This window comes from Arthrobacter sp. NEB 688, assembly GCF_013201035.1.
Taxonomy (GTDB): Bacteria; Actinomycetota; Actinomycetes; order Actinomycetales; family Dermatophilaceae; genus Phycicoccus.
Window position 1 is genome coordinate 995,065 of record NZ_CP053707.1, and the last position, 23,164, is coordinate 1,018,228.

The window sequence follows — 23,164 nt, forward strand, 5'->3', positions numbered from 1 at the left end:
GTCGTGGCGGTCACGGTGGGGGGTGGCGCCGTCCCGGCGCTCGCCGCACCGGCGCCGACCGCGACGGTCGGCGCGGGGTTCACCGTGACCCGGGGTGACCTCGCGTTCATCCTCAAGCAGATCCGGATCGCCGAGCGGCACAGCACGACGTTCACCGCCGCGGACCCCTGCGGCACGCTGGTCAACCAGCCCGGGGACGGCATCCCCGACGCCGAGCAGGTGCCGGACATCCTCACGGCGTACGGCCTGCGCACGGTCGACGGCTCGTGCAACAACCTCAAGGACGCGGGCACCTTCCGGGTCGCGGCGGCGGACGAGCTCTTCCCGCGCCTGACCACGCCCGTCTTCCGGGACGCCGACCCGATCACCCCGAGCCTGCCCGTCGGCGCCCCCGGCGACACGAGCTACGCGCAGAAGACCGGCAACGTCGTCGACGCCCAGCCGCGGGTCGTCAGCAACCTCGTCGCCGACCAGACCGTCACCAACCCGGCCGCCGTCGCCGCCGCGGGCCACCCGGTGCGCTCGCAGAGCACGTCGGCCACCGCGGTGCCCTGCACGACGGACCCCGACCCCTCGACGGACCCGCCGGTCGTCGCGGACCCGCCCGGCTGCACGCCGAGCCACCAGACGCTGTTCATCCCGAACATCACGACCGACGTCGGGCTCTCCCCGCCGTACAACAGCCTGTTCACCTTCTTCGGGCAGTTCTTCGACCACGGCATCGACCAGACGGTCAAGGGCGGCGCCTCCGTGTTCGTGCCGCTCAAGGCCGACGACCCGCTCGTGACCCTCGGGCCGGACGGCCGCGCGGCCACCGGCGACGAGGTCCCGCCGTCGCGGCGCTTCATGGTGCTGACGCGGGCCCGCAACCAGAAGGGCGAGGACGGGGTGCTCGGCACCTCCGACGACGTCCAGGAGGCCGCGAACACCGACACCCCCTGGATCGACCAGAGCCAGACCTACACCTCGCACGCCTCCCACCAGGTCTTCCTGCGCGAGTACCGCGCGGCCACCGGCCCGGTCGGGTCGAGCAGCCCCGCGGCGGTCGCCACCGGGCACCTCCTCGACGGCCTGCCCGCCGGCGCCACGTACGCCGGGTCGCCGGACATGACCGGCGGCGAGTCGACGTGGGCCGCGGTCCGCAAGCAGGCCCGCGAGCTGCTCGGGCTGGAGCTGTCCGACCGCGACGCGCTCGACGTGCCGATGCTCGCGACCGACCCCTACGGCAACTTCCTGCCCGGCCCGGCGCGCGGCCTCCCGCAGTACGTCACCGCGAGCGGCCTCGTCGAGGGCGACACCGAGCACCCGGTGCCCGTGCCCGCCGACGCCGCCCACTTCGACACCCCGTTCCTCACGGACATCGCGCACGCCGCGGACCCCTCGCAGGTCGACACCGACCACGACGGCGCCCCCGACACGTGGCCGACCCCGGACGCCGACGACGTCGTGACGGCCGGTCCGACCGCGCCCGGCACCTACGACGACGAGCTCCTCGCGTCGCACGCCGCGTGCGGTGACGGCCGCTGCAACGAGAACATCGCGCTCACCTCCGTCCACCAGGTCTTCCACTCCGAGCACAACCGGCTCGTCGACGACATCCGCGCCACGCTCGAGGGCGACACCACCAGCGCCGGCCGCGCCGCGCTCGCGCAGTGGCAGTCGGTCGGCGTCGCCGGCGCCGACGGCACCGGGTCGTGGAGCTACGGCCAGCGCCTCTTCCAGGCGGCCCGGTTCGTCACCGAGATGGAGTACCAGCACCTCGTCTTCGAGGAGTTCGGGCGCAAGGTGCAGCCGGCCATCCGGCCCTTCCACGTGTACTCGCCCGACGTGAACCCGGCGATCAGCGCCGAGTTCGCCCACGCGGTGTACCGCTTCGGTCACTCGATGCTCGACGAGACCGTCTCCCGGCACGTCGTGGCCGCGGACGGCTCGCAGACGGACGCCTCGCTGCCGCTGCTCGACGCCTTCCTCTCGCCGCCGACGCTCTACGACGGCGGTGCGGCGGGCCCGCTGACCGCGGCCCAGGGCGCCGGGGCGGTGTTCATGGGCTCCTCGGACCAGACGGGCAACGAGATCGACGAGTTCGTCACCGAGACGCTGCGCAACAACCTGCTCGGGCTGCCGCTCGACCTGGCGACCCTCAACCTCACCCGGGCGCGGGAGGCCGGGGTGCCCCCGCTCAACGGGGTGCGCCGGCAGATCTTCGAGCGGACGCACGACGCGGCGCTGACGCCCTACGAGAGCTGGAGCGACCTCGGCCAGCACCTCAAGCACCCCGAGTCGCTCGTCAACTTCGTCGCGGCCTACGGGCGACACCCGTCCATCCTCGCCGCCACGACGACGGCCGAGCGGCGCGACGCCGCCCGGGCGATCGTCGACCCGACCGCGACCGACGTCGCGCCGTCCGACGCCGCCGACTTCATGTTCGGCACCGGCGACTGGGCGAGCACGGCCGACGGCGTGACGACCACCGGCGTCGACGACGTCGACCTGTGGATCGGCGGCCTCGCCGAGGTGACCAACCTCAACGGCGGGATGCTCGGCAGCACGTTCAACTACGTCTTCCAGAACCAGATGGAGGACCTCCAGGACCACGACCGGCTCTACTACCTGGCCCGTACCCCCGGGATGAACCTGCGCACGCAGCTCGAGGGGAACTCGTTCTCCGAGATCATCATGCGCAACACCGAGGGCACCCGGACGCTCAAGGCCGACGCCTTCGCCCGGGCGGACTGCAAGTTCGAGCTGGGCAACCTCGCCGGGACGCCCGCGGGCTACGCGGCGAGCGGGGCCACCGTGGCCGACGACCCGACCTCGGAGTGCAACGAGACCAAGCTGCTCCTGCGGCGGCCGGACGGCACCATCCAGTACCGCTCGGTCAACAGCGTCGACCCGCCCGGCATCAACGGCCAGGCCGTGTACGACGGGACGTCGGGGGCCGACCGCGTCGCCGGCGGCGTCGACAACGACACCTTCTGGGGTGGCCCGGGCGCCGACGTCATCGAGGGCGGCGGGGGCGACGACATCGCCCTCGGCGGCCCCGGCAACGACGTCATCACCGACCTCGACGGCGCGGACGTGCCCAAGGGTGGGCCCGGCAACGACGCCATCGACGCCGGCCCCGGCGACGACATCGTCCACGGCAACGACGGCGACGACCTGCTCAACGGCGGCGCCAACGACAACGAGGTCTTCGCCGGTCCCGGCAACGACCTGGTCATCGCCGGCCAGGGCGCGGACGCCGTCTTCGGTGGCGGTGGCGACGACTGGATCCAGGGCGGCACCGGCCAGGACCTGCTCCAGGGCGACCACGGCGCACCGTTCTTCGACGACCCGGCCGAGACGGCTCCCGGCAACGACGTCTTCGTCGGCCAGGTCGGCGAGAACGACTACGACGCCGAGGGCGGCGACGACATCATGAGCCAGAACGCCGCGGTCGACCGCAACGCGGGCGCCGGCGGGTTCGACTGGGCCATCCACCAGTACGACACCGTCAAGGCCGACGACGACCTGATGATCAACAACAACCTCGGCGGCCTGCCGATCCAGGTGATCACCAACCGCGACCGCTGGCAGGAGACGGAGGCCGTGTCCGGTGGTCCGCTGAACGACACGATCAAGGGCACGACGAACGTCCTCGCCTTCCCGAGGCTCGTCGGCGGTGGCGGCTTCACCGGCTGCGACGCGATCGACCAGGAGGGGCTGGCCCGCATCGACGGCCTCGCCGACGTCCTCCCGCCGGTGTCGACCTGGACCGGGACGGCCGAGGAGACCGCCTCCCTGTCCGCGAGCGGCACCTGCCCGCTGACCGGAGCGGTCTGGGGTGAGGGCGACGTCCTCCTCGGCGGCGCCGGCAACGACACCTTCACCGGCCGCGCCGGCGACGACGTCATCGACGGCGACAAGGAGCTGCGGGTCGCGCTGAGCGTCCGCACGAACCCCGCCGACCCGGCCACCGAGATCGGCACGACCGACCTCATCGAGGGCGTCGCGAAGACCGGTACCTTCGGCCCGGGCACCAGCGGCATGACCCTCCAGACGGCGGTCTTCAAGGGCCTCGTCGACCCGGGCAACGTCGTGGCGGTCCGCCGCATCACGACGCCGACGACGCCGGCAGCGGACTGCGGCACCACCGCACCCCGCAACTGCGACGTCGCCACCTTCGTCGGCACCCGCGCGACCTACGTCATCACGGCCAACGCCGACGGCACGGTCAGCGTCCGCGACACGACGAGCACGCCGCCCGCCGTGGGCGGGGCGACCCGGGGTGACGGCACCGACCGGCTGCGGAACATCGAGGCGCTGCAGTTCAGCGACCAGCGGGTGCTCGTCCGCACCCCCGCGGCGCCCGCGAGCGTCACCGCGGTCGCCGGCACCGCCCGCAACGCGACGGTCTCGTGGACGGCGGCCCCGGCCAATGGCGGCCCGACCTTCACGAGCTACACGCTCGTCGTGCGCTCCGGCGGCGCCGAGGTCAGCCGGGTCACCGGCATCGGGACGGGCATCCGCGCCCGCTCGGTCACGGGCCTGACGGCCGGGCAGTCCTACACCTTCACCGTCCAGGCCGTGAACCTCTTCGGGGCCGGGCCGGCGACGGAGTCGAACGCCGTGACCGCCGTGGGCCCGCCGCTGGCCCCGACCGCGCTCGTCGGGGCCCGCGGTGACGCCTCGGCGCTGCTGTCCTGGACCCCGCCGAGCGACACCGGTGGCCTGCCGATCACGGGCTACCAGCTGCAGGTGCGCACCGGCACGACCGTCGTCGAGACCCGCACCCTCACCGGGGCGCCGACGAGCACGACGGTGACCGGCCTGACCAACGGGACGACGTACTCGTTCCGGCTGGCGGCGGTCAACGCCGTGGGAGCCAGCGCCGTCTCCACGGCCTCGAACACCGTCACCCCCGCCGGGGTGCCGGGCCAGGCCGGCATCCTCGCCCCCACCCAGGGGGCGGCGGGCGGCGCGCTCACCGCGAGCGCGAACTGGGCGGCGCCGACGAGCACCGGCGGGTCCGCGATCACGGGCTACCGGGTGACGGCGCTGCGGATGGACACCGACGGCGTCACCCCCGTCGGGTCGCCGACCATCGCGGTCGTCGGGGCGAACGTCCGGACCCGCTCCTTCACCCTCCCGGCGGGCACCTACCGCTTCGAGGTCGTCGCCTTCAACAGCGTCGGTGACGGACCGGTCTCGGAGCGCTCCACGGCGGTGGCTCCCCGGTAGGCCGTCCGCCGGTGACCGGTGGCGCCCTGCCGGCGCACCCTCTCACCGGTCACCGGCGGACCCCCTGCCACGTCGTCCAGGACGACGCGGCAGGGGGTCCGGCACATCGGGCCGGGGTCCTCGGGCGGGAGCCGGTCCTACGCTGGGCCCATGAGCGCCGCCGAGCACCCCCTCGCCTCCGCGAAGTACGTGTCCCTCACGACCTTCCGCCGCGACGGCCGGGCCGTGTCGACCCCGGTCTGGGTCGCGCCCGCCGTCGACGGCACCGACCGGCTGGCCGTCATCACGGTGGACTCCACCGGCAAGACCAAGCGGCTGGGCCACACGCGACGGGTCGAGCTTCGGCCGTGCTCGGTGCGGGGCGCGGTCGAGGACGGGGCGCCCACCTACCGCGGCGAGGGGGTCGTCGTCCGTTCGCCGGAGGAGGTCGCGCAGGTCCGGGCCGCGGTCGTCGCGAAGTACGGTCTGCCGGCGCGCTTCTCCGACCTCGTCGAGAAGGTCACCGGCCTCGTCGGCATCCGGCGCACCCCGCGCGCGGGCATCCTGCTCGAGGTCGAGCGCACGCCGGTCGCCTGACCCGATCCCTCCCGACGGGGTGGGCAGGAATCGTCGAAAGCGTCAGTTTCTGCACGCTCGAGGCGCCGACCCCGGGTCGGGGGTGTGCAGGAATCGACGCTTTCGTCAGTTCGTGCACGGTCGAGGGCCCCGACCCCGGGTCGGGGCGTGCGGGAATCGACGCTTTCGTCAGTTTCTGCACGCTCGAGGGCGCCGACCCCAGGCAGGGGGTGTGCACGAATCGTCGAAAGTGTCAGTTCGTGCACGCCCGACGTCCGGACCCGGACGCACGAACGCCGCCCGGCGGTGCCGGGCGGCGTTCGAGGGTGCGCCGTGAGGCGCGAGGGTGACGAAGATCAGCCGATGACGGTGATGTTCGACGCCTGCGGGCCCTTCTGGCCCTGCGTGGTCTCGTACTCGACCTTGGCGTTCTCGTCGAGCGAGCGGTAGCCGTTCGAGTTGATGGCGGAGTAGTGGGCGAAGACGTCCGCGGAGCCGTCGTCGGGGGCGATGAAGCCGAAGCCCTTCTCGGCGTTGAACCACTTCACGGTGCCAGTAGCCATGGGATGGCCTTTCTCTCTGAGCGAGGACCCCACGACTGCCGTGAGGCCCGGCGTTGGTGATGCCTGGTGCGTACCTCTGCTCAGAAAGCTGCTCGGTCCCATCGGGGCCGGTTCTGCCACTACTTCACATGCGGAAAGCTCAACAACGGGACCAGCCTAGCCCCAACCGCCCCGGATCGCGCAGTTCGTGTCCGCGGGGCGGGTCGTCAGGGGGTGACGAGGCGGCCGAGGGCCCAGCGGGCCACCGGCGCGTACCCGACGACGACCGGCCAGAGCGCGTGGACCTCGGCCCACGCCGTGCTGCCGCCGCCGGGCGCCGGCTCGACGCCGTGGAGCAGCCGGACCCGCAGCGGGCCCGAGCGCACCGACCACGCCCACGTGCGGGTGGCGTGGTCGACCTCGTCGACGGTGAAGACGGCGACGACCCCGCCGACGCCGCGGACGCGCCCGTGGGTGCCCGGCTCGACGACGGCCTGCGGGTAGTCGACCTCGCGGATCTGCGGCGCCCACACCGACCACCGGCGGGGCTCGGTGTAGCGGGCCCACGCGTGCTCGGGCGCGAGCGGCCCGGTGGCCGAGAGCCGCAGCGAGCCGTCGAGGAGGGACATGCCGCCATCGTCCCAGACGGGCGTCCCGGGCCGGCACGGGACGAGCACCCGTCCGGCCGGCGCCCGAGCGTTCCCCCACGGCCGCAGGCCGGTTAGCGTAGGTGGATGAGCCTGTTCCGCACCGACCGCCCGGCCCGCGGCGACCGCTCGGTCTCCGACGCCGTCCGCGCGCGCGTCCCGGTGCGCTACCTGCCGCAGACGACTCCCGACCACCTGCGCGGCACCTGGCGCGAGGCCCGCCCGGCCCGGATCGACGCCTCCCTCGCGGCGGCGATGCGCCGTCCGACCCGCGGCTGGCTCGTCGCCGGCGCCTCGGCCGAGGTGCCCCGCGGCCGCTCGCTCGTGCGGACCGTCGCGGGCCGCGAGGTCGTCCTCTGGCGCGACGCCGGCGGCGGCCTGCTCGCCGGCCCGGGGGCGTGCCCCCACCTCGGCGCGCGGCTGCACGACTGCGACGTCGTCGACGGTGACGTCCTCTGCCGGTGGCACGGGATGCCGCTCGGCCGCGACACCTCACCGCCCTGGAACACCTACGCCGCCCACGACGACGGTGTCCTCGTCTGGGTGCGCGTCGGCCCGGTCGAGGACGGCGTCCGGCCCACGGACGCACCGGTGCTCGGCGAGCGGCCCGACCCCGCGACCTCGGTGGCGTCGGTCGTGTCGCTGCTCGCCGACTGCGAGCCGCGCGACATCGTCGCCAACCGCCTCGACCCCTGGCACGGCGCCTGGCTGCACCCCTACGCCTTCAGCGACCTCTCCGTCGACGACGACGCCTCGTCCGACGACGTGCTCGTCCTCGACGTCGCCTACCGGCTCGGGCGGACCTTCGCGGTCCCGGTGCGCGCCGAGTTCACCTGCCCCGACTCGCACACCGTCCTCATGACCATCACCGACGGCGAGGGCGCCGGCAGCGTCGTCGAGACCCACGCGACCCCGCTCACCGGCCCCGGCGAGCACCCGGCCCGGACCGTGATGACCGAGGCCGTCGTCGCGACGTCCGACCGCGTCGGCTTCCGGGTCGCGCGCTCGCTCTCGCGGGCCGTGCAGGTCGGGATGCGTGCCTCGCAGCGCCAGCTGTGGGCCGACGACCTCGAGTACGCCGCCCGCCGCTACGCCCTGCGCCGGCGCGGCTGGTCCGGGTGAGGCCCGAGCTCGAGGCCGGGCACGTCGCGGTCGTCACCGGCGGCGCCCGGGGCATCGGGCTCGCCGTCGTCGAGGCGCTCGCCGCCCGCGGGGTGGGCGTGCTCTGCGTCGACCACCCGGACGCCGACACCTCGGCGTTCGGGGAGGTGTGCCGGGCGGCAGGGGTCGCGCACGCGGTGGCCGCCCTCGACGTCCGCGACCGCGCGGCGGTGCACCGGGGCGTCGCCACCGCCGCCGAGCTGGGTCCGGTCTCCTACGCGGTCAACTGTGCCGGGGTCGACGGCCTCCACGCGGCCGCCGGCATGTCGGCGGATGAGTGGCGGCGCGTGGTCCAGGTCGACCTCGACGGGGTGATGTTCGCCTGCCAGGCGGAGCACGACCTCATGGCCGACCGTGGCGGGTCCATCGTCAACATCGCCTCGATGTCGGGTCACGTCGTCAACCGCGGGGTGACCCACGCGGCCTACGGCGCGGCCAAGGCCGGCGTCATCCACCTCGGGCGCTCGCTCGCGGTCGAATGGGCGCCGCGGGGCATCCGGGTCAACTCGGTCAGCCCGGGCTACACGCTGACGGCGATGACGCGGACCAACCCCGCCGAGCTCAACGCGGGGTTCGCCGGTCAGACCCCGATGGGCCGGCTCGCGGAGGTGGAGGAGGTCGCCGAACCGGTCGTGTTCCTCCTCGGCCGGCGCGCGTCGTTCGTCACCGGCACCGACCTCCTCGTCGACGGCGGCTTCACCGCCTGGTGAGGGTGGCCGCGGCGCGCAGGCCGCGGCGGGCCAGCCCGGGCAGCGGTCCGAGCCGCGAGCCGAGCGGCACCGACCAGACGCCGTGGCCGGGCAGGCCCCACCCGGTGAGCAGGGTGTCGGCGGCCTGCCACCCGGTCGTGGCGGCCCGCTCCATGAGGGCGACGGGCAGGTCGCAGCGCACGGAGTCGCCGGCGAGGACGAGGCGCGGGTCGGGGGTGGTGACGCCCGGGCGGGATGCCCACGGCTCGAGCCCGACGAGGACGCAGTCGCCGCGGACGAGCCACTCCTCGTGCACGACGCCGAGCCGGGCCGTCTCGGGGTAGACCTCGTGCAGGGCCGCGCGCAGGGCCTCGCGGACCGCGTCGTCGGCGGCGTCGGCGGGCAGGGCGTAGGCGTGCAGCTCGACGACGGACCCGCCGTGCGCGCCGCTCCACGTCGTCGCGTGGTCCTCGAAGCGCTCCAGCACCGAGACGTTGTCGAGGGGGCCGTACCCGCTCGTGCCGAGGAACGGCGGGCGGGCGGGGTCGACGAGGCCGTCGAGCCAGAGGCGCCACACCGCGAAGCGCGGGGCGGAGCGGACGGCGGCCACCTGCTCCCGCCATCCGGCGTCGCCGAGGCCCGGCGAGGCGGCGGTGACCGCGCGCAGGCCGACCGGGTCGAGCGCGAGGACGACGGCGTCGGCGTCGAGCACCTCCACGTCGCCCGCGCCGCCGGCCGCGCGGTGGTGGACCGCGAGTCGCCCGTCGGCGCCCTCGAGGACGCCCGTCACCTCGCGGCCGACGCGCACGCGGGCGCCGAGGCCGTGCAGGTGGGCCCCGAGCGGCCCCCAGAGGGTCGTGTCGTAGTCGTCGCGCGGGACGTCGAAGAGCAGGCCCTCGGACGAGCCGACGAAGTAGAGGTGGAACATCGCGAGGAGCTCCGCGCCGGAGAACTCGCGCGGGTCGGCGAAGAAGCTGCGCGCGAAGACCTCGAGCGCGAGGTGGCGTGCGGCGGTGGGGAACCGGAGCCGGTCGAGGACCTCGGACGCGCTGACGCCGTCGAGGTCGGTGAAGGACCCCGGGAAGTGCAGGTCGAGCAGGCCGAGCGCCTGCTCGACGTCGACGCCGCGCAGCCCGGCGAGGTCGAAGCTGGGGGAGCGGGCGACGAAGGCCGCGAGGTTGGCCGGCGGCGTGCGCGGGATGCCCGCGAAGGAGTCGGCGCCGCCGTCCTTGCGCACGAGGGGGTAGTCCTCCAGCGGCCGCAGCCGCGCGAGCGTGGGGTCGGTGCGGCGCAGCACCGCCCGCAGGTTGTAGTACTGCCGGAAGAAGGCGTGGAACCCCCGGCTCATGCTCGAGCCCGAGCCGTCGGGCAGGGCCACCGGCCACGCCGCGACGCGCCCACCGAGCCGGTCGTCCCGCTCGAGCAGCGTGACGCGTACGCCGCGCTCGGCCAGCCCGAGCGCCGCGGTCAGCCCGGCGATGCCTCCGCCGACGACGACCACGTGCTGATCGGCCGGCGCCCGGCGCTCGCTCGTCGACGGGGTCGGCGGGGCGTGGAAGACCGCCCGCCGGTCGGCGCCGGGGCGCCAGGGGCGCGAGCGGCGCAGGGCCGCCGGGCGCAGGGACGTCGGACGCCGGGGGGTCACGCCGCGCGCCGGCCCACGACGGTGTGGACGAGGCCGTCCTGCCATCCGGGGTAGGAGCGGTGGCGCACGTCGGTCATCCCGGCCTCCTGCAGGCGGCCGCACATCCGGTCGACGGAGTCGAAGTCGCGCACGCTCTCGTAGAGGTAGCGGTGCAGCGGCACGTCGGAGCGCTTGACCGCGGCGAGCGGGATGATGATGCCGTGGCACACCGCAGCCCAGATGGCCTGCGCGCGCCGGCTGCCCGCGACGGAGTAGTCGTGCAGGACGAAGCCGCCGCCCGGTCGCAGGACGCGCGCCACCTCGGCGACGAGGGCCTGCCGGTCCGGGACGTTGCGCAGCAGGTAGGCCCCGAGCACGCCGTCGACCGAGGCGTCGGGCAGGCCGCGCAGGTGGGTCACGGCGTCCGAGACGACGAGCTCGACCTCGTCGGGCCACGCCTTGCGCCGCGCCTGCTCGACCATCCCCTCCGAGGCGTCGACCCCGGTGACGTGCAGCGGCCCGCGGCCGCCGTCTCGCCACGCGTCGAGGAGCGCCCGGGTCGAGGCACCGGACCCGCAGCCGAGGTCGAGGACCACCGGCGCCACCCCGGTGCGCCGGGGCAGCCGCTCGACGAGCGCGTCGGCCGCCGTCCGCAGCTGGTCGTGGTACCCCGGCGACAGGGCGACCATCGCGTCGTAGGTCGGTGCGGCACGGTCGAACGCGTCGGCGAGCACCCAGTCGCGCGGGCTCATCGGTCCACCTCCTCGGGGGACCGGCCGAGCCGGACCCACAGCAGAATCGTCAGGGTCACCATGCTGAACCCGAAGAGGTAGTCCTCGACGGGGACGTCCCAGGGGATGCGGACGCCGGTCGTCTGCGCCTCGTCGTAGATGACGATCGGGGCCGACAGCTTGGTCAGCCAGCCGTCGACGAGCACCTGGAAGAAGAAGACGATGGCCATGGCCAGCCAGTACTTGGCCGTGCGGAACACCCCGGTGCGCAGCCAGAACCGCTCGGCGAGGACGGTCAGGACGACCGACACGACCGCGAGCGCCGTGTACTCAGGCATCCTGCCGCCGCCGCTCGCGCAGGACCGACAGGACGGTGCCGACCGCCTCGTAGGTCAGCAGCCCGCAGATCGGGATGACGACGAAGAAGACGAGCTCCTCGAGCGGGACGTCGAGCGGGAGGATGATCCCCGTCGTGTAGAGCTCGCTGTAGGTCCAGTGGCCGCGCCGGATGCCGTGCACGTCCCAGGCGACGAAGAGCGCGACGACGGGCAGCAGCGCGGCGAGCAGCCGCAGCGGTCGGCGGTAGACCCGGGCCCGCAGGACGAGCTCGAGGGGCAGCGTGATGAGCAGGCACCCGGCCATGAGCAGCAGGTACTGGTAGCGGTCGTCCACGGTCACCCGGCCCCGACGGTGTCGCCCGCGCGGGCCGCGGCGGGCAGCTGCTCGCGGGGGGCGGTCGGCCACTGGAGCGGATGCGGCCCGAGCGCGGCGAGGAGTGGCACCTGCTCGGCGCACCAGCTCGAGACGGGCCGGGTGCCGGCCAGCACCTCGCTCGAGAACCGCTGCCACGGGACCCAGTCGACGCGGCCGACCTCGACCGGGTCGGGGCTCGCCGCCGTGGACGCGGCCCGGGCGACGAGCACCGGGCAGAGCTCGTTCTCGCCGAGGGTGCGGGCCCGGGCGCGGTAGCGGAAGGCCGGCAGCACGAGGCGGACCTCGGCCAGCTCGACACCGAGCTCGTCGCGGGCCCGGCGGCGCACGGCGTCCTCGAGGGGTTCGCCCGGCCGGGGGTGGCCGCAGACCGAGTTCGTCTCCACGCCGGGGAAGCTCGGCTTGTCGTCGGCGCGGTGGGTGACGAGCAGGCGCCCCTCGTCGTCGACGACGTAGCAGGAGAAGCCGAGGTGCAGCGGCGTCGCGTCGTGGTGGACCTCGGCCTTGCGGGCGGTCCCGAGCGGGTGGCCGGCGTCGTCCACGAGGACCACGTCGTCGTCGACCCACGCGGGGTCGGTGGCGCGGCGGGTCGAGCGCTCGCGGGCGACGAGCCGCCGGGGGTCGCGGGCGGTGACCATCCGGGCCGCGAGGCCGGCCTTGACCGCGGTCGGCACGCGGACGCGGCCCGAGAAGACGTCGTGGTCGGCGGCCTCGATGCGCTCGAGGATGCGGGCGTACAGCACGCGGGCGGTCGCGACGCAGCGCAGCGAGGCCGGCGGGAGGACGGACAGGCCCGCGTCGGCCTCGCGGTACAGGCGCCGGTTGCGCTCGATCTCGAAGGCCATGAGCGCGCGCCACTCGGGCGTCACCGTGCGGGCCCACGGGTCGGCGCCGAAGTGCCGCAGGTCCTCCTGCGGGACGTAGACGCGCCCGCGGTCGAGGTCCTCGTCGACGTCGCGCAGGAAGTTCGTCAGCTGGAAGGCCAGGCCCAGCGCCCGTGCGGGGGAACGGGCCTCGCTCGTCGGGTGCAGGACGGGCAGCATCATCTCGCCGATGACCGCCGCGCTGCCGTCCATGTAGCCGAGCAGGTCCTCCCACGTCTCGTAGGTGCGCCGGGTGAGGTCGGTGCGCATCGCGCCGAAGAACCGGGTGAAGCACTCGTCGGGGATGCGGCGCTCGCGCACCGTGGTCGCCACGGCGGCGAGCACCGGGTCCTCGGAGGTGCCGGTGGCGACCGCGTCGTGGAAGCGCGCCTCGAAGGCGTCGAGGTCCGCGGCGGTCGACGCCCCGGGCTCCGGGCCGGCGAGGTCGACGATGTCGTCGGCGAGGCGGGCCAGCGTGTAGACCGCGAAGACGTGGCGGCGGTCGGCGCGGGGGAGCAGGCGCGCGCCCCAGTAGTACGTCGTGCCGTGCTCGCGCGTCACGGCCGCGCACCGGGCGTAGCCCTCCTCGAGGAGGGCCGCGGGGGGTCCGCTCATGCGGGCAAGCCTGCCGCACGGGGCCGGGGGGCGGGAGCGGCGGCCCCCGCGTACTGCTGCACCCGCTCGGCGGCGAGCTTCCCGCTGACGAGCACCATCGGGATGCCGACGCCGGGCGTCGTGCCCGAGCCGGCGAACACGAGGCCGGGCACGCGGCGGTCGACGTTCGAGGGCCGGAAGGGCCCGGACTGCAGGAACGTGTGGGCCAGCGCGAACGGCGTGCCGAGGTGCATCCCCTGCGCGAGCCAGTCGTCGGGGGTGACCAGCCGCTCCTCGACGACGTCGGTCGGGTAGCCGTTCGCGTCGAGGAACGCGAGCAGGCGCTCCTTCATCGGGCCGCTCTCGCGGCTCCAGTCGAGCCCGGAGCCGGTGTGCGGCACCGGCTCGAGGACGTAGAGGGTCGAGTGCCCCTCCGGCGCCACCGAGGGCTCGCTGAGCGAGGGCACCGTGACCAGGCGCGAGGGGTCGGGCATCAGCTCGCCGCGGTCGATGAGCGCCTCGAACGCGCTGTCCCAGGCGTCGCCGAAGTGGATGTTGTGGTGGTGGATGCCCGGCGCCGGGCGTCCCTTGACCCCGAGGTGCCAGACGACGGCCGACGGCGAGTAGTCGCCGCGCCGGACGACGCGCGGCGGCGTGACCTCGGGCAGCAGGCGGGCGTACGCCACCGGCAGGTCGACGGTGCAGACGACCGCGTCGGCCGCCAGGCGCGTGCCGTCGGCGGTCGCGACCCCGGCCACCGCCCCGTCGCCGCGCCGCAGCACCGAGGTCACCTCGACCCCGAGGTGGATCGGCACGCCGGCGTCCTCCAGGGCGCGGGCCATCCCGGCCGGGACGGCGTGCATCCCGCCCTCGGGGTGGAAGACGCCGCGGACGCTGTCCATGTACGTGATGACGGCGAAGACCGCGCGGGCCTGGGCCGGGGCGACGCCGGCGTAGAGGGACTGGAAGCCGAAGATCCGGTGCAGCCGGTCGTCCTCGAAGAACGACGCGACCCGCGGCCCGAGCGCGCGCAGCCCGCCGAGCCCGAGCAGCCGCGCCGCGGTGACGGGGTTGCGCACGAGGTCGAGGACGGAGTCGAGGTTGCGGTCGATGAAGGTGTCGAACTCGACGTCGTAGAGCTCCTCGAGCCACGTGAGGAAGCGGTCGAAGCCCGCCGCGTCGCGCTCGCCGGAGAGGCGGCGCACCTCCTCGCGCAGGTCGGCCATGTCGGCGCGCACCTGCAGCTCGGAGCCGTCGGTGTAGACGGCCCGGTAGGCCGGGTCGAGGCGGCGCATCGGGACGAGCCGCTCGGGGTCGCCGCCGACCGCCCGGATCGGGGCGTGGAGCAGCTCGGGCATCGTCATGACGACGGGCCCGGGGTCGAACCGGAAGTCGCCCATCCGCAGCAGGCCGGCGCGGCCGCCGACGACCTCGTCGCGCTCGAGCACGGTGACGTCGTGGCCGGCGGCGGTCAGGTGGCACGCGGCGGCCAGGCCGGAGAGCCCGGCGCCGACGACGAGGACCTTCATGCCGACCTCCAGCCGATGGCGTGGGCCAGCTCGCGCAGGGCGGCCCGGGTCTCGTCGTCGGTGTCGATCCGCTCGACCGCGGCGTGCGAGCGCTCGACGAGGTCGGCGATGGCGGCCTCGGCCCGCTCGCGGACGCCGCACGAGCGCATCGCCCGGCGCAGCGCGAGGACGCCGTCGTCGTCGAGGGTGCCGCTGTCGCAGGCCTCGAGGAGGTGCCGGTGGCGCTCGGGCAGCATCTCGGCGGCCCAGACGAGCAGGACGGTCGGCTTGCCGCAGCGCAGGTCGTCGCCGGCGGGCTTGCCGGTCAGGCCCGGGTCGCCCCAGACGCCGAGGAGGTCGTCGCGCAGCGCGAAGGCGTCGCCGACCAGGTCGCCCCAGGCGACGAGGCTCGCGACGACCTCGGGGTCGGCCCCGGCGACGAGCGCCCCGAGCTCGAGCGGGCGGGTGATCGTGTAGCGGCCGCTCTTGAGGCGCCCGATGCGCCGCGACACCGTGAGGTCGCGGCCGCGCCCGGCGGTGTGCGTGACGTCGAGCAGCTGGCCCTCGACGAGCTCGGTCGCCATGACCCGCCACGCGCGGGCGACCCGGCGCGTCCCGGCGGAGGCCAGCAGCGTCGCCTCGCTGAGCGCGAGGTCGGCGACGAGCACGGCCACGCTGTCGCCGAAGAGCTCGGCGTCGCCGAGGCCCTCCTCCGCGACGTGCCGCTCGGTGGCGACGAGGTGCAGGGCCGGCCGGCCGCGCCGCTCGTCGCTGCGGTCCATCACGTCGTCCTGGACGAGGGCGAAGAGCTGGAGCAGCTCGAGGGCGGCGGCCACCCGGACGAGCTCCTCGCGGGTGTCGGAAGGACCGCCGGCGACGGCCCATCCCCACCCGGTGAGCAGCGGCCGCAGCCGCTTGCCGGGGTGGCGCAGCCGCTGGGCCAGCTCGTCGACGAGGTCGACCGCGAGGGGCCCGGCGGTGCTCGTGACGAGGTCGCCCCCGACCTCGCGCAGGATGGAGCCCAGCTCCTCGAGGACCTGCTCGAGGAGGTCGTCGACGTCGGCGAGCAGCAGCTCGGTCTCGGGGTCGCGGCGCAGCACGTCCAGCGTTCCGGTGGTGGTCGGGTGGATGGTCATCGGGAGGTGGTCCGCCCCTCGTCGCGTCGGTCGCTCGTCGTCTGCTCGGGCCCCCGGCGGGTTGGACGATTCAACCACCCGTCGCCTCCGGACCGGTGCTCGCTGTCGAACCCTAGACGGGGGCACGGTCGGCCACTACCCACGCAACGGCCGCGTACTACGGTGCGGGAGTGGATGCGGACGTCGTCGTCGTCGGGGCCGGACTGGCCGGTCTGCGGTGCGCGGACCGCCTCGCGGAGGCCGGGCGCACCGTCGTGGTCCTCGAGCGCGAGGGCGTCGTCGGGGGTCGCCAGCGCACCGACGAGGTCGACGGGTTCCTCCTCGACCGCGGCTTCCAGGTCCTCAACCCGGCCTACCCCGCGGTGCGCCGCTGGGTCGACGTCGACGACCTCGCCCTGCGCCCCTTCGGCGCCGGCCTGCTCGTGCGGCGCGAGCGCGGGCTCGTCGAGCTCGCCCACCCGCTGCGCGAGCCCAGGCGCCTGGCCGCCACGCTGCGCAGCGGCCTCCTCGACCCCCGGGGGATGCTCGCCCTCGGTCGCTGGGCCGCGCCCGCCCTCACCGCACCCGGCCGCGTCAAGCGCGGCGCCGACCGTCCGCTCCACGAGGGCCTCGACGCCGCCGGCGTGTCCGGGCCGCTGCGCACCGAGGTGCTCGAGGCCTTCCTCGCCGGGGTGGTCGCCGAGGACCGCGCCGAGACCTCGGAGGCCTTCGTCCGCCTCCTCGTGCGGATGTTCGCGCTCGGCGTGCCCGGGCTGCCCGCGCGCGGCATCCGGGCCCTGCCCGAGTGGCTCGCCGACCGGGCGGTGCGCCGCCGCACGCCGGTCGACCTGCGCCTGTCGAGCCCGGTCGTCGGGGTGCGGCCCGGCGTCGAGCCCACCGTCGAGTGCGCCGACGGCACGTCGGTCCGGGCGCGCTCCGTCGTCGTCGCCGTCGGGCCCGAGGCCGTCGCCGGGCTCGTCGACGTCCCCGCCCCGGTCACCCGCGGCCTGCGCACCTGGTGGTTCGCGGCCGACGAGGCGCCCACCCGCTCGGACAAGGTCGTCGTCGACGGCCGCCGGCGCGGCCCGATGGTCAACGCCGCCGTCGTGAGCAACGCGGTGCCGTCGTACGCGCCGCCGGACGCCCACCTCGTCGAGGTGACGACGCTGCTCGGCCCGGGTCACGACGCCTCCGAGGACGACGTGCGCCGCCAGGCCGCCGAGGTCTTCGGCTGCTCGACCGCCTCGTGGCGCACCATCCGGCGCGACGACGTGCACGACGCGCTGCCCGCGCAGTCGGCGCCGCTGCGCCTCACGGCGCCGGCCCGGGTGGCCGAGGGCGTGCTCGTCGCCGGCGACCACCGCGACACCGCGTCCATCCAGGGGGCGCTCGTCTCCGGCCACCGGATGGCCGGGGCGGTCCTCGGGCACCGGGCGGACGCCTGATGGCGGCCCGCCGCCGGCTGCGCGTCGTCTTCCCCCACCAGCTCTTCGAGTCGCTGCTCGACGAGCCGGCCGGGACGCGCTTCGTGCTCGTCGAGGACGACCTGCTCTTCCGGCAGCAGCCCTTCCACGCGCAGAAGCTCGTCCTGCACCGCGCCTCGATGCGGCTGTTCGCGGACCGGCTGCGGGGGAAGGGGTTCGACGTCGACGTCATCGAGACCTCGGCCCGGCGCACGACCCGCACCCGGCTCGCCGAGCTGCTCGTCGAGGCCGCGCCCGACGAGGTGCGCCTGCACGACGTCGTCGACGACTGGCTGCTGCGCGACGTGCGCCGCGCCTTCCGCGAGGCGAAGGTCGAGCTGGGGCCGGACGACGTCGAGGAGACCCCCAACTTCCTCACGACGCGCCCCGAGCTGACCGAGTGGTTCGGGTCGCACCGGGCCCGGATGCAGACCTTCTACCAGTGGCAGCGCCAGCGGTTCGACGTCCTCGTCGAGGGCGGTGGCCACGACCAGCCGGTCGGCGGCCGATGGTCCTTCGACACCGAGAACCGCAAGAAGCTGCCGAAGGGGCACGAGGTCCCGCGGCGCGCCTCGCCCGAGCGGCTGCCCGAGGTCGAGGAGGCCATCGCGTGGGTCGGCGAGGAGTTCCCCGACGCCCCCGGCCGCGCCGACACCTTCGACTGGCCCGTCACCCACGAGCAGGCACGGGAGGGGCTGCGCGAGTTCGTCGCCGAGCGCCTCGCCCAGTTCGGCCCGTACGAGGACGCCGTCGCCACCGAGCACCCGTTCGTCTTCCATGCCGCCATCACCCCGGCGCTCAACTGCGGGTTGCTCGACCCGCGCGAGGTCCTCGCGACCGTGCTCGAGGCCGCCGACGAGCAGGGTGTCGACCTGCCCTCGCTCGAGGGGTTCGTGCGCCAGCTCATCGGGTGGCGCGAGTACATGCGCGCCACCTACCACCTCTACGGCCGGCGGATGCGCAGCTCGAACCACCTGCGGCACACCCGCTCCCTCGCCGCCGGCTGGTGGGACGGCACGACCGGGCTCGACCCCGTCGACCACGTCGTGCGCGGCGCGATCGAGCGCGGCTACGCCCACCACATCGAGCGGCTCATGGTCCTCGGGAACGCGATGTGCCTGCTGCGCACCGACCCCGACGAGGTCTACGAGTGGTTCACGGCCTTCTTCGTCGACGCCTACGACTGGGTCATGGTCCCCAACGTCTACGCGATGTCGCAGTTCGCCGCCGGCACCGGCATCACGACCAAGCCGTACGTCTCGGGCAGCAACTACCTGCGCAAGATGACCGACTTCGGGCCCGGCGAGTGGCGCGACGACTGGGACGCCCTCTACTGGGGGTTCGTCGAGCACCACCGCGAGGTCTTCGAGTCCAACGTCCGCTCCCGGATGGTCACCCGCACCTGGGACGGCATGGACCCGGCCCGCCGCGAGGAGCTGCTCGCCCGCAGCCGCCGCGTCGTCCGCCGCCTCTGACCCGGCCCCCGCCCACCCCCACTGACCCCACGCGTATCGGGTGACCCGATACCGCTGCGCCTCACCCGGGAACGGTTCCGGGGTGAAGCGCGCCCGTATCGGGTGACCCGATACGCAGGTGACTCGGGCTGGGAGGTGCTGGGAGCGAACTGGGCGCGACCGGGGAGCGGTCGGCTGTCGAGGGTGGGAAGAGCGGGGCGCCCCGCGGGGTTGGCTCGGAGAGCACGCCCCGGCCGTCCGCGGTCGGCACCCCACCCCTGGACGACGGGAGAGCCCGGATGAGCAGCGACGCCGTGAGCACGGACGAGACGACGACGGACGGCGCCAGCCGCACGGGGCACGCCCAGGTCGGGGTGACGGGCCTGGCGGTGATGGGTCGCAACCTCGCCCGCAACCTGGCCCGCAACGGCTTCCGGGTCGCCGTCCACAACCGGACGACCGCCAAGGCCGAGTCGCTCGTCGAGGAGTTCGGCGACGAGGGCGACTTCACCCTCGCCCGCTCGCTCGAGGACCTCGTCGACTCGCTGGAGCGCCCGCGCCGGATCATCGTCATGGTCAAGGCCGGGGAGGGCACCGACGCCGTCATCGACGAGCTCGTGCCGCTGCTCGACGAGGGCGACGTCGTCGCCGACGCCGGCAACGCGCACTGGCGCGACACCGCCCGCCGGCACGCGGCGCTGCAGGAGAAGGGCATCCGCTTCGCCGGGGTCGGGGTCTCCGGCGGCGAGGTCGGGGCGCTCGAGGGCCCGTCGATCATGCCGGGCTGCGACGGCGACACCTACGCCGAGATCGGCCCGTTCCTCGAGGTCATCTCCGCCCACGTCGACGACGAGCCCTGCTGCACCCTCATCGGCCCGGACGGCGCCGGGCACTTCGTCAAGATGGTGCACAACGGCATCGAGTACTCGGACATGCAGCTCATCGCCGAGACCTACGACCTGATGCGCCACGTCCTCGGCCTCGAGGCGTCGGCGGTCGCCGACACCTTCCGCGAGTGGAACGGCACGGAGCTCGAGTCCTACCTCGTCGAGATCACCGCCGAGGTCCTCGCCCACACCGACGCCGACACCGGCCGCCCCTTCGTCGACGTCGTCCGCGACGCCGCCGAGCAGAAGGGCACGGGCCGCTGGACCGTGCAGACCGCCCTCGACCTCGGGGTGCCGGTCACCGGCATCGCCGAGGCGACGATGGCCCGCGCCGTGTCCGGCGACACCGCCCGCCGGGCGGCCGTCCGCGAGGCCCTCGGCGGCGAGGCCGCGCCGGGCGTCGCGGTCACCGTGACCACCGACGACCTGCGCCAGGCCCTCTACGCCGCCAAGGTCGTCTCCTACGCGCAGGGCCTGGACATGGTGCGCGACGGCTCGGAAGAGCAGGGCTGGGACGTCGAGCTCGCCGACCTGCCGCGCATCTGGCGCGACGGCTGCATCATCCGGGCGCGGCTGCTCTCGGACATCACCGAGGCGCTCGACGAGCACGCCGACGCCCCCTCGCTCCTCGCGACCCCGCAGTTCGCCGCGGCCGTCGGCGAGCGCCTGCCCGCGCTGCGCCGGGTCGTCACCGCCGCGGTGGCCGCCGGCCTGCCCGCCCCGGTCTTCTCGTCGGTGCTCGCCTATGTCGACGCGCTGCGCGCCGAGCGGCTGCCGGCCGCGCTCGTCCAGGGCCTGCGCGACTACTTCGGGGCGCACACCTACGAGCGCACCGACCGCGAGGGCTCCTTCCACACGCTGTGGTCCGACGACCGCTCCGAGGTCGACGCCTGAGGTCGTCCCCGCTGGGCCGTGTGACCCCCGAGCCCGGCGGGTAGCAGGAGAGGACCCACCACCGGAAGGAGACCGGCCGATGACCCACCACGAGGGCGCCGCCCACGTCAAGGAGCTCGTCGAGGACCAGCGCACCGCGATGCTCACCACCGTGCACCGCGAGAGCGGAGCGCTGACCTCCCGCCCGATGACGCTGCAGGAGGTCGACGACGACGGGACGTTCTGGTTCCTCGCCCAGCGCGACAGCGCCGCCGCGGCGGAGATCGAGGCCGAGCCGCACGTCAACGTCGCCTTCACGAAGGAGGGCGCGTGGGTGTCGGTCGCCGGCCGGGCCAGCGTCCGCCACGACCCCGAGAAGGCCCGCGAGCTGTGGAACGAGTTCGCGAAGACCTGGTTCCAGAAGGAGCCGGAGGACCCGGAGGTCGCCGTCATCCGCGTCGACGGCGAGTCCGCGCAGTACTGGGACAGCCCCGGCCGGGCCGCGACCGTCGTCGAGATGGTCAAGGCGCGCCTGACCGGCGAGCGCCCCGACCCCGGTGAGAGCCGCACCGTCGAGCTCTGACCGCCCCGACCGACCAGCCCCTCCGAACATCCCCCTCCCGGAGGGGCTGGTCAGTGTCGGTGCTCGGGCGTAGCGTCGCGGACCGTCAGCGACGACCGGCGCAGGAGGCCCCCATGTCCAGCCAGCTCAACCCCTACCTCAACTTCCCTGGCACGGCCCGCGAGGCGATGACCTTCTACCAGGGGGTCCTCGGAGGCAGCCTCGACGTCATGACCTTCGGTCAGTACGGGATGGAGGGCGAGGGGTCCGACGGCGTCATGCACGCCTACCTCGCGACGCCCGACGGGTTCGTCCTCATGGCCTCGGACCTGCCGCCCGGGCAGGACGGCGTCACGACCGCCGCCTCGAACGTCCACGTCTCGCTCAGCGGTGACGACGACGCGCTGCGCCGCTACTGGGAGGGCCTGAGCGAGGGCGCCACCGTGACGATGCCGCTCGAGAAGCAGATGTGGGGCGACGAGTTCGGCGCCCTGACCGACCGCTTCGGCATCTCGTGGATGGTCAACGTCGGCCGCGGGGAGCCGCCACAGGGCTGACCCCCCGGGTCAGGCGGTCGCGGCCTCGAGCTCCTCGAGCGCGGCGCCGGTGTGCACGGCGAGCCGCTGGAGGTGCGGCAGGGCGTCGCGGTCGCCGATGAACCCGAGGTTCAGCGTGCCCGCGTACGACTGCGCGGTGATGTTGAGCGCCATCGAGTGCCCGGGGATCGACACCGGGTAGGTGGCGTCGAGCCGCGCCCCGCGCCAGTACAGCGCCTTGGTCGGCCCGGGGACGTTCGAGATGCAGACGTTGAGGGTCAGCGGGCCGGGCAGCGGCAGGCCGCTCATCGCCCGCAGCACCTGGAGCCCGGCCGGCGCCAGGAGCGCCGCGCTGTAGGCGATGACCGCGTCGCCGCCCATCCCACGCATCCGGGTCTTGGCCGCGCGCGACGAGGCGGTGATCGCGGCGAGCCGGGCGACGGGGTCCTCGATGTCGGTCGCCAGCGACACGAGCGTCGCACCGACGTAGTTGCCGCCGCCCTCGCTCTCGGGGGCGCGGACGTTGACCGGCACGAACGCCACCAGCGGCCGGTCGGGCAGGCTCGCGAGGTCGTCGAGGAAGCGCCGCAGCCCACCCGCGCAGATCGCCATGAGGACGTCGTTGAGCGTGGCGTTGCGCGCCCGGGCGACCGCCCGCAGCCGCTCGAGCTCGTACTGCTGCGTCGCGAACCGGCGCGCCCGGCCGGTCCGCCCGTTGAGGATGCTCACCGGTGCCTGGTAGGACGTCACGGCCCGCGTGCTCGGGCCGCCGCGCCGCAGCTGGGTGCCGACGAGGGTGCGGGCGACCTCCGGCATCGAGGTGACGGCGTTGCCGATGCTGCGCAGGATGGCGGTCACGTCGCCGACCGGCTCGCGCGCCTCGCCCTCGGCCCGCGGCCGGCGCGTCAGGCCGAGGAAGTGCGGGTGGGTGCGGTCGTCCGGGTCCTCGGACAGGCCGCGCTGGAGCAGGCGGTTGCCGGTGTAGCCGTCGACGAGGCTGTGGTGGATCTTCGTGTAGACCGCGAACCGCCCGGGCGCGACCCCCTCGATGAAGGTCATCTCCCACGGCGGGCGGCGGAAGTCGAGCTGGTTGGAGTGCAGCCGCGAGACGAGCACCCCGAGCTCGCGCTCGCCGCCGCCGCTCGGCAGGGCCGAGTGGCGTACGTGGTAGTCGACGTCGAAGCCGTCGTCCTCGACCCAGCGGTGGACGGGCTGCCGCAGCACCCGACGGGTCTGGAGGCGGAAGGTCCAGGGCGTCTCGACGGGGGAGGCGCGCACGTCGGCGACGAGGTCGCGCAGCCAGCCGTCCCCGGCGTCCGGGGGCAGCGTGAAGTGGAGGAGCGATCCGACGTGCATGAGGGTCTCGGGGGTCTCGCCGATGAGGAAGATCGAGTCCAGCGGGGAGGCCCAGCGCGTGCGCGGCACGCGG

Annotated in this window: 19 protein-coding genes; 9 read left to right on the forward strand and 10 right to left on the reverse strand. The window is 74.7% G+C overall.

The window, feature by feature from the left end; all coding sequences use genetic code 11:
• Positions 1-3: 3 nt before the first annotated feature.
• Both HL663_RS04710 and HL663_RS04715 read left to right on the forward strand, forming a co-directional pair.
• Positions 4-5,220: a peroxidase family protein gene (locus HL663_RS04710; protein WP_286175932.1), complete on the forward strand. Its 5,217-nt coding sequence runs from the start codon at positions 4-6 to the stop codon at positions 5,218-5,220.
• A gap of 150 nt (positions 5,221-5,370) precedes the next feature.
• Complete coding sequence (locus HL663_RS04715) at positions 5,371-5,796, forward strand: PPOX class F420-dependent oxidoreductase (protein WP_173027288.1); 426 nt, start codon at positions 5,371-5,373, stop codon at positions 5,794-5,796.
• Positions 5,797-6,131: 335 nt separating this feature from the next.
• On the opposite strand, the gene HL663_RS04720 is transcribed toward HL663_RS04715, so the two are convergent.
• Both HL663_RS04720 and HL663_RS04725 read right to left on the reverse strand, forming a co-directional pair.
• Positions 6,132-6,338 carry a cold-shock protein gene (locus tag HL663_RS04720; protein ID WP_173027289.1) on the reverse strand — a complete coding sequence of 69 codons (207 nt, stop codon included), beginning with the start codon at positions 6,336-6,338 and terminating at the stop codon, positions 6,132-6,134.
• 206 nt (positions 6,339-6,544) lie between these two features.
• The gene (locus HL663_RS04725) at positions 6,545-6,946 is read right to left on the reverse strand and encodes an SRPBCC family protein (protein ID WP_173027290.1); all 402 of its coding nucleotides are present in this window, start codon (positions 6,944-6,946) and stop codon (positions 6,545-6,547) included.
• A gap of 105 nt (positions 6,947-7,051) precedes the next feature.
• Between HL663_RS04725 and HL663_RS04730 the strand changes: the two genes are divergently transcribed.
• Both HL663_RS04730 and HL663_RS04735 read left to right on the forward strand, forming a co-directional pair.
• Positions 7,052-8,086: a DUF5914 domain-containing protein gene (locus tag HL663_RS04730; RefSeq protein ID WP_173027291.1), complete on the forward strand. Its 1,035-nt coding sequence runs from the start codon at positions 7,052-7,054 to the stop codon at positions 8,084-8,086.
• Positions 8,083-8,835 (forward strand): SDR family oxidoreductase, encoded by a 753-nt coding sequence (locus HL663_RS04735; RefSeq protein ID WP_173027292.1) that lies wholly within the window; start codon positions 8,083-8,085, stop codon positions 8,833-8,835. Before HL663_RS04730 ends, HL663_RS04735 begins: the two co-directional genes overlap by 4 nt.
• Here HL663_RS04735 and HL663_RS04740 read toward each other — a convergent pair.
• Genes HL663_RS04740 through HL663_RS04770 form a run of 7 tightly spaced genes read right to left on the reverse strand, consistent with a single transcriptional unit; the run spans position 8,822 to position 15,981 of the window.
• Positions 8,822-10,459: an FAD-dependent oxidoreductase gene (locus tag HL663_RS04740; RefSeq protein ID WP_286175933.1), complete on the reverse strand. Its 1,638-nt coding sequence runs from the start codon at positions 10,457-10,459 to the stop codon at positions 8,822-8,824. The two genes, HL663_RS04735 and HL663_RS04740, sit on opposite strands and share 14 nt — an antisense overlap.
• Complete coding sequence (locus HL663_RS04745; RefSeq protein ID WP_173027294.1) at positions 10,456-11,190, reverse strand: class I SAM-dependent methyltransferase; 735 nt, start codon at positions 11,188-11,190, stop codon at positions 10,456-10,458. The genes HL663_RS04740 and HL663_RS04745 overlap by 4 nt, the downstream gene beginning before the upstream one ends.
• On the reverse strand, positions 11,187-11,507 hold the full coding sequence (locus HL663_RS04750; RefSeq protein ID WP_173027295.1) for a lycopene cyclase domain-containing protein: 321 nt from the start codon (positions 11,505-11,507) through the stop codon (positions 11,187-11,189). Before HL663_RS04750 ends, HL663_RS04745 begins: the two co-directional genes overlap by 4 nt.
• Positions 11,500-11,847: a lycopene cyclase domain-containing protein gene (locus tag HL663_RS04755; RefSeq protein WP_286175934.1), complete on the reverse strand. Its 348-nt coding sequence runs from the start codon at positions 11,845-11,847 to the stop codon at positions 11,500-11,502. Before HL663_RS04755 ends, HL663_RS04750 begins: the two co-directional genes overlap by 8 nt.
• Entirely contained in the window at positions 11,844-13,358 is a 1,515-nt protein-coding gene (idi, locus tag HL663_RS19330; protein ID WP_286175935.1) for an isopentenyl-diphosphate Delta-isomerase, read from the reverse strand. Before idi ends, HL663_RS04755 begins: the two co-directional genes overlap by 4 nt.
• The gene (gene crtI / locus HL663_RS04765; protein ID WP_173027296.1) at positions 13,355-14,866 is read right to left on the reverse strand and encodes a phytoene desaturase family protein; all 1,512 of its coding nucleotides are present in this window, start codon (positions 14,864-14,866) and stop codon (positions 13,355-13,357) included. Before crtI ends, idi begins: the two co-directional genes overlap by 4 nt.
• On the reverse strand, positions 14,863-15,981 hold the full coding sequence (locus HL663_RS04770) for a polyprenyl synthetase family protein (RefSeq protein WP_173027297.1): 1,119 nt from the start codon (positions 15,979-15,981) through the stop codon (positions 14,863-14,865). The genes crtI and HL663_RS04770 overlap by 4 nt, the downstream gene beginning before the upstream one ends.
• Before the next feature lie 170 nt (positions 15,982-16,151).
• Between HL663_RS04770 and HL663_RS04775 the strand changes: the two genes are divergently transcribed.
• The 5 genes from HL663_RS04775 (at position 16,152) to HL663_RS04795 (ending at position 21,756) form a co-directional block, all read left to right on the forward strand.
• Positions 16,152-17,405, forward strand: a complete 1,254-nt coding sequence (locus HL663_RS04775) for an FAD-dependent oxidoreductase (protein ID WP_173027298.1) — start codon at positions 16,152-16,154, stop codon at positions 17,403-17,405.
• On the forward strand, positions 17,405-18,898 hold the full coding sequence (locus HL663_RS04780; RefSeq protein ID WP_173027299.1) for a cryptochrome/photolyase family protein: 1,494 nt from the start codon (positions 17,405-17,407) through the stop codon (positions 18,896-18,898). The genes HL663_RS04775 and HL663_RS04780 overlap by 1 nt, the downstream gene beginning before the upstream one ends.
• Positions 18,899-19,269: 371 nt before the next feature.
• Positions 19,270-20,658, forward strand: a complete 1,389-nt coding sequence (gnd, locus tag HL663_RS04785) for an NADP-dependent phosphogluconate dehydrogenase (protein ID WP_286176044.1) — start codon at positions 19,270-19,272, stop codon at positions 20,656-20,658.
• A gap of 79 nt (positions 20,659-20,737) precedes the next feature.
• Positions 20,738-21,220 carry a pyridoxamine 5'-phosphate oxidase family protein gene (locus tag HL663_RS04790; protein WP_173027301.1) on the forward strand — a complete coding sequence of 161 codons (483 nt, stop codon included), beginning with the start codon at positions 20,738-20,740 and terminating at the stop codon, positions 21,218-21,220.
• Between the two features lie 113 nt (positions 21,221-21,333).
• Positions 21,334-21,756: a VOC family protein gene (locus HL663_RS04795; protein ID WP_173027302.1), complete on the forward strand. Its 423-nt coding sequence runs from the start codon at positions 21,334-21,336 to the stop codon at positions 21,754-21,756.
• Positions 21,757-21,765: 9 nt separating this feature from the next.
• Here HL663_RS04795 and HL663_RS04800 read toward each other — a convergent pair whose 3' ends face one another.
• Positions 21,766-23,160 carry a WS/DGAT/MGAT family O-acyltransferase gene (locus HL663_RS04800; RefSeq protein ID WP_216842677.1) on the reverse strand — a complete coding sequence of 465 codons (1,395 nt, stop codon included), beginning with the start codon at positions 23,158-23,160 and terminating at the stop codon, positions 21,766-21,768.
• Between the last annotated feature and the right edge of the window lie 4 nt (positions 23,161-23,164).

What these genes read in the sequence shown, in the direction of transcription:
- HL663_RS04795 (WP_173027302.1), top strand. Translation starts at nt 21,334, where the DNA reads ATGTCCAGCCAGCTCAACCCCTACCTCAACTTCCCTGGCACGGCCCGC.
- HL663_RS04780 (WP_173027299.1), top strand. Translation starts at nt 17,405, where the DNA reads ATGGCGGCCCGCCGCCGGCTGCGCGTCGTCTTCCCCCACCAGCTCTTC.
- gnd (WP_286176044.1), top strand. Translation starts at nt 19,270, where the DNA reads ATGGGTCGCAACCTCGCCCGCAACCTGGCCCGCAACGGCTTCCGGGTC.
- HL663_RS04720 (WP_173027289.1), bottom strand. Translation starts at nt 6,338, where the DNA reads ATGGCTACTGGCACCGTGAAGTGGTTCAACGCCGAGAAGGGCTTCGGC.
- HL663_RS04725 (WP_173027290.1), bottom strand. Translation starts at nt 6,946, where the DNA reads ATGTCCCTCCTCGACGGCTCGCTGCGGCTCTCGGCCACCGGGCCGCTC.
- HL663_RS04790 (WP_173027301.1), top strand. Translation starts at nt 20,738, where the DNA reads ATGACCCACCACGAGGGCGCCGCCCACGTCAAGGAGCTCGTCGAGGAC.
- HL663_RS04770 (WP_173027297.1), bottom strand. Translation starts at nt 15,981, where the DNA reads ATGACCATCCACCCGACCACCACCGGAACGCTGGACGTGCTGCGCCGC.
- HL663_RS04715 (WP_173027288.1), top strand. Translation starts at nt 5,371, where the DNA reads ATGAGCGCCGCCGAGCACCCCCTCGCCTCCGCGAAGTACGTGTCCCTC.
- HL663_RS04745 (WP_173027294.1), bottom strand. Translation starts at nt 11,190, where the DNA reads ATGAGCCCGCGCGACTGGGTGCTCGCCGACGCGTTCGACCGTGCCGCA.
- HL663_RS04730 (WP_173027291.1), top strand. Translation starts at nt 7,052, where the DNA reads ATGAGCCTGTTCCGCACCGACCGCCCGGCCCGCGGCGACCGCTCGGTC.
- crtI (WP_173027296.1), bottom strand. Translation starts at nt 14,866, where the DNA reads ATGAAGGTCCTCGTCGTCGGCGCCGGGCTCTCCGGCCTGGCCGCCGCG.
- HL663_RS04750 (WP_173027295.1), bottom strand. Translation starts at nt 11,507, where the DNA reads ATGCCTGAGTACACGGCGCTCGCGGTCGTGTCGGTCGTCCTGACCGTC.
- idi (WP_286175935.1), bottom strand. Translation starts at nt 13,358, where the DNA reads ATGAGCGGACCCCCCGCGGCCCTCCTCGAGGAGGGCTACGCCCGGTGC.